The organism is Drouetiella sp. (assembly GCF_059504425.1).
In genome coordinates, this window is record NZ_JCACIN010000031.1 from 1 (window position 1) to 5,405 (window position 5,405).

4 protein-coding genes are annotated in these 5,405 nt (G+C 48.7%); all 4 read left to right on the forward strand.

Going from position 1 to position 5,405, the window contains the following annotated elements:
* The first annotated feature begins 177 nt into the window (after positions 1-177).
* The 4 genes from AC5JMP_RS07855 to AC5JMP_RS07870 all read left to right on the forward strand — a co-directional run bounded on the left by AC5JMP_RS07855 (position 178) and on the right by AC5JMP_RS07870 (position 4,819).
* A complete protein-coding gene (locus AC5JMP_RS07855) occupies positions 178-639 on the forward strand; it encodes a hypothetical protein (protein WP_495850895.1) in 462 nt (153 codons plus the stop codon).
* Between the two features lie 239 nt (positions 640-878).
* Positions 879-3,326 (forward strand): hybrid sensor histidine kinase/response regulator, encoded by a 2,448-nt coding sequence (locus AC5JMP_RS07860; RefSeq protein WP_495850896.1) that lies wholly within the window; start codon positions 879-881, stop codon positions 3,324-3,326.
* Positions 3,327-3,384: 58 nt separating this feature from the next.
* Entirely contained in the window at positions 3,385-4,659 is a 1,275-nt protein-coding gene (locus tag AC5JMP_RS07865) for a hybrid sensor histidine kinase/response regulator (RefSeq protein ID WP_495850897.1), read from the forward strand.
* Positions 4,660-4,669: 10 nt separating this feature from the next.
* A complete protein-coding gene (locus AC5JMP_RS07870; protein ID WP_495850898.1) occupies positions 4,670-4,819 on the forward strand; it encodes a hypothetical protein in 150 nt (49 codons plus the stop codon).
* Positions 4,820-5,405: the final 586 nt, after the last annotated feature.

The following is a 5,405-nucleotide window of genomic DNA, read 5'->3' on the forward strand; positions in this document are numbered from 1 at the left end:
GGATTTCAGGATCACCAAAAGTTGGGAAGAGCCCATCTGCATTGTCACTTAATAGCCCCTTTTTTACACGAATCGTTGCCATACCCCATAACGATTGAGCGGTGGTACGGTGGACGCTCTTGTCAGTTACAACTGGCCTCCCAGACTGCTGTTTGGTATCACACAGGATTGCCTGCAGTGCCCATCAAGTGGGTGCTGGTCAAAGACCCTAATGGTAAATTTGAGCCACAAGCGTTTCTCTCGACAGATCTCACGGCTACACCTGAACAAATCTTGCTTTGGTTTCGCCAACGCTGGCAAGTGGAAGTCACCTTTGAGGAAGTCCGAGCGCATTTAGGAGTCGAAACCCAAAGGCAGTGGTCTGACTTGGCGATCTTACGAACGACTCCTGCTCTGCTGGCTTTGTTTTCTATCATTGTCCTTTTGGCTAATCAACGGCAATCCTCAGTGGGTTGCTCGCTACCTCACTCTGCTTGGTATCGTAAAGAGCTACCTACATTCATTGATGCCTTAGCTTGGGTACGTCAGCGGTTCTGGCATGCGCGTCTTTTACAGCTCTCTAGCTCAGACACTAATGTCGTGAAAATACCAAAAGCTTTGCTGGATAGCTGGTCTGACTTGTTATGCTACGCCGCCTGAATTGGATAAAGTCGAGCTAAGAGATGACCAGTGGGAACGCTGCTGCTGTCGTTTGGCTTAATTGATGACACGCCCTAGCATCCTTTACACACCCAAAGCCATTGAGTTACGACAAAAGATGAGCATTGACTTTAGATTTGGGGTTGCTTAATCCAGATATGAACCAGAACGACTGTCTGGTATCACTCTCAAACAGATGGGCATCCTAAGCACAACAATCTGCTAATGGATCAGAGCTTATGACCGCCTCCCAACATCTTTGTCAACCAACGGCACATCAACCCACTCAATCATTGCCCCGTGAAAAACAGAAAACGACTCGCAACTTGCTGATGCGGCTGGTTCTCGGAGGGACGACGCTGATTGTCAGTATTGGTGCCTATTTTAGCTATCAGGTAGTGCGAAACTTGACGCTGGAAAACCTGAAGCAAAATGCGTTTCTAGAAGTGCAGCAGGGAACGAGTGAGATTGATGGCTGGCTCAAAACAAGTAAAGCTGAGGTACAAATGCTCTCCATTACTGAGACAGTCCGCTCATTCAATTGGTTGAGGGCTGAGGCTTATCTGCAAGCAGAAGTTCAGCGAATCAATGATTTTTTCTTTTTCTACTGGGCAACAATAGACGGGACGCTGTACACTACTGCAACTGGTCGCTCTGATATCAATGTTAGGAATCGTCTGCACCATCAAGGCGCGATCGCCGGTAAGACTGCGATTTATGATCCGGTTATCAGTCGCACCACAGGACTGCCCTCGATTCCAATCGCGGCTCCCGTTCGTGAGAGTCTTGATGCTGCCAGTCAACCCATTGGGGCATTCGGTGGTTTTGTAAAAGTCGATCGAGTTGCTCAAGTTGTAAGCCAGATACAGTATGGCAATAACAGCTATGCTTTTGCGCTCAACTCTAAAGGTGAAGCAATTGTTCACCCAAAACCAGAGTTAATGTCAACTCTGGAAAAACCTGCTCCTAGCTTGAGCGAATCTCCAGATCCAGGTCTAGCGACGATCGCCCAACGTATGACGAACCGAGAGCAAGGCATTGAATTAATCCCCATTGACGGTACTCAGAAATATGTTGCATTTGTGCCGCTGCAAGAAGCGAGTTGGTCAGTCGCCTTAGTCATTCCCCGCGAAAACATCGAAGCACAACTCAGACCGCTAGATTTGATGGCACTGGTTGTTGCTGGACTTGCAGGCACAATGATTGTGGTTCTTTGGCAAGTGCAATCGTTTGAGCAAACCCAACTGAAGAAGTCAAACGCAGCAGCAGATGCAGCAAAAGAAGCCGCTAATGCAGCAAACCAAGCCAAGAGTGAATTTCTCGCCAATATGAGTCACGAGTTACGCACTCCCCTTAACGGCATTCTCGGCTATGCTCAAATTCTCCGACGCTCCAAGACTCTAACGGATAAGGAGCGCAAGGGCATTGGTATCATTGAGCAGTGCGGCTCTCACCTGCTAACCCTGATTAACGACATTCTCGACCTCTCTAAAATCGAAGCCCGTAAGCTAGATCTCTCGGTCAGCGAGTTTCATTTCCCCTCGTTCCTCCAAGGGGTTAGCGAAATTTGCCGCATCCGTGCCGAACAAAAGGGCGTTGCCTTTCTCTACCAGGCAGATCCAAATTTGCCGATGGGAATTCGGGCGGATGAAAAACGCTTACGTCAGGTGCTGCTCAACCTGCTTGGCAATGCAATTAAATTTACTGATGTGGGTAGTGTTACCTTTTGCGTCAAAGCCCAAAAGTTGGAACCTGCTTCTCACTATCGCTTGCGATTTCAGGTTGAAGATACTGGGGTCGGCATGACTCCAGCACAGCAGACGAAAATCTTCCTCCCATTTGAACAAGTGGGCGATGCGAAAAAACAAGCAGAAGGGACAGGTTTAGGCTTGGCAATTAGCCAAAAAATTCTGGGGTTGATGAACAGCCAACTGGAAGTACAAAGTGACGCAGGCAAGGGCAGTACCTTCTGGTTTGATGTGGAATTGCCGGAAGCGCAGGAGTGGGCAAATACCTCTCGTTCTGTCAATCAAGGCACTATCCTGGGCTACCAGGGCAAAAAGCGCACGGTTTTAGTCGTTGATGATCGGTGGGAAAATCGGTCGGTGGTGGTGAGTTTATTAGAACCGATCGGCTTTGAGGTCATCGAAGCAAGCAACGGTCAAGAAGGTTGGGAGAAAGTGCTTGAGTCGCAGCCGGATGTCGTCATCACGGACTTGATGATGCCCGTGATGGATGGCTATCAACTGCTGAAGCAAATTCGAGCTACAGCAGATATACAAGGTGTGGTGGCGATCGCTTCGTCTGCCAGCGTTTTTGAAAGCAACCAGCACGAAGCGATCGATGCCGGAGCCAACATCTTCCTGTCCAAACCTGTGCAAGCAGAAGAATTGTTGCACCAGCTGCACCAGCTACTTAACCTGGAATGGATCTATGAAACTACTGTGACACCTCAGCCTTTACCTCAACCCGCGCCGCCTCTGGTAATGACTCCGCCTGCAAAGACAGTATTACAGCAGTTACTCAAGCTGGTTCAGGAAGGTGATATTCAGGGCATTGTAGAAGTAGCTGAACAACTTCCCGCCTCAGACTCAACGCTTACCCCTTTTGCCCAACATCTTTCCCAGTTAGCAAGCGGATTTCAACTCAAAGCCCTGCAAGCTTTCATAGAACGCTCTCTCAACTAATTCCAACTGAACTTCATTGAAATACAGTTTGCACCCTTGCGCCAGGAGTAACGCTCTCATGTCAACGACTATGGATACCGGATTTATTTTGATTGTGGATGACAACCCGACCAACTTGTCTGTCTTGTCTGAGGCACTGAGTGGTGGTGGCTTTCGCTTCCGGGTAGCAATGGATGGAGAAAGTGCCCTGGCTCAAGTCGAACGCCATCTACCAGAACTGATTCTGCTGGATGTGCAAATGCCTGGAATTGATGGGTTTGAAACCTGTCGCCGCCTCAAAGCCAATCCGGTTACTCAATCTATTCCGGTCATTTTCACCACCGCCCTTGCCGATACAGACAGCAAAGCCAAGGGCTTTTCTCTGGGTGCAGTGGATTACATTCCTAAACCGTTTGATCAGACAGAGGTAATGGCAAGATTGCAAGTGCATTTGCAACTCAAGCAACTTACGGAATCTTTAGAAGACCAAGTGCGCAATCGCACCACTGCGCTGCAACAAGCCCAGGTACAGCTAGTGCAGCAGGAAAAGCTTGCCAGCTTGGGCGAGATGGTGGCTGGAATTGCCCATGAAATGAATAATCCAATTAACTTTATTGCTAGCAACATTAACCCGCTACGAGAGCACATGGCTAGCATCACCCAGATTCTGCATCTGTATCAGCAGGAATATCCTACCCCATCGCCAACATTAACGAATGCTATTGAGAATTTGGATCTGGAATTTGCGCTCAAAGATATCGCAAAAATTCTGGACTCCTTTACATTAGGCTCTGAGCGCATTAAAAGCATCTCAACCTCACTCCGCACATTTTCCCGCTCGGATAGCGAAACTCAAATTCCTGCGGATTTGCATGAAGGACTGGATAGTACGCTGATGATTTTGCAGCATCGCCTCAAGGGAAAGGGTGATCGCCCTCGCATCGAAGTCCTCAAATCTTATGGTGCATTGCCCGCAGTTCAGTGTTATTTGGGGGAAGTGAATCAAGTATTTATGAATATCCTGGCAAACGCGATCGATGCCCTTGAAGAAGCAATGATGCAAGGTAAATTGCTCGGTCTAATTCCCCAGATCCAGATTGCAACCCACACAATTGCTAACCAGCAAGTCGTGATCGAAATCGCAGATAACGGCATTGGCATTCCCGAATCAATACAAGAGCGATTATTTGAGCCACTATTCACCACAAAACCAGTTGGTAAAGGGACTGGGCTTGGACTGGCGATCGCTCATCAAATTGTTGTAGAAAGACACCACGGCACCCTTAAGGTCAATTCTCAAGTTGGGCAAGGAGCAGAATTTGTGATCAAGATTCCCATTGTTGCAGCCCCATAACGGGGTCGAGATGCAGTCGAGTAGGACATCACTGCCCTACCCTCTGCTTCAAAACCGTGCTTGCCAGTTTGCTGGCACACGGCTCCTCAACAATTGGGTGCTTGTCTTGCATACCAATGGCTGGTGGCAAACTGCCTTGACCCATGGCTCGGTAGATTAGATGAATGCAACTTCAACACCTTTCGTTCTAGCTTGCGCCAGACGAGGATGCTCCATCCATACGTAGTCGTTAACTCGCTCATGACGTGTACATTGCGACTGACAACTCTACCTTCCCAATTGTCGTGTCTCTGTCTGCATATCCTCTGGCTTTCCCAAAGGCTTTGGCTTCTGAGACAATCCTTCCTCCACAACCCATGCGGCTGACTACCTACTCTGGTCTCGACTGAATCCAGGGAGCAATTGAAGAGGTTACTTCGTTCCCAACTTCCGTTTTACGTTGAACTTAGGCTCCCACTCTCCACCGGGTTTCAGTCCGAGTGCTTGCAGGTCAGCGTTGCAACTGCCTGCCGATTATCCTGTCCCATTTTGGGCAAGCCTGTAAACCTGCGTAGGCTTGTTCACGGTAACGATGGTTCGAACGTGGATTCACTTTCATTAGCCCTATTCAACTCTGCTTGGCGGGGTTCCCAATCAGGTTTTGAGTGACCGCCTTTTATCCCTGCTTCAGACGATTGAGGGTCAGTCGCACCCTTAGTGGTGCAGAAAAGTCTTGAGAGACTGACTGGGCAGGGGTTTAGAGAAAA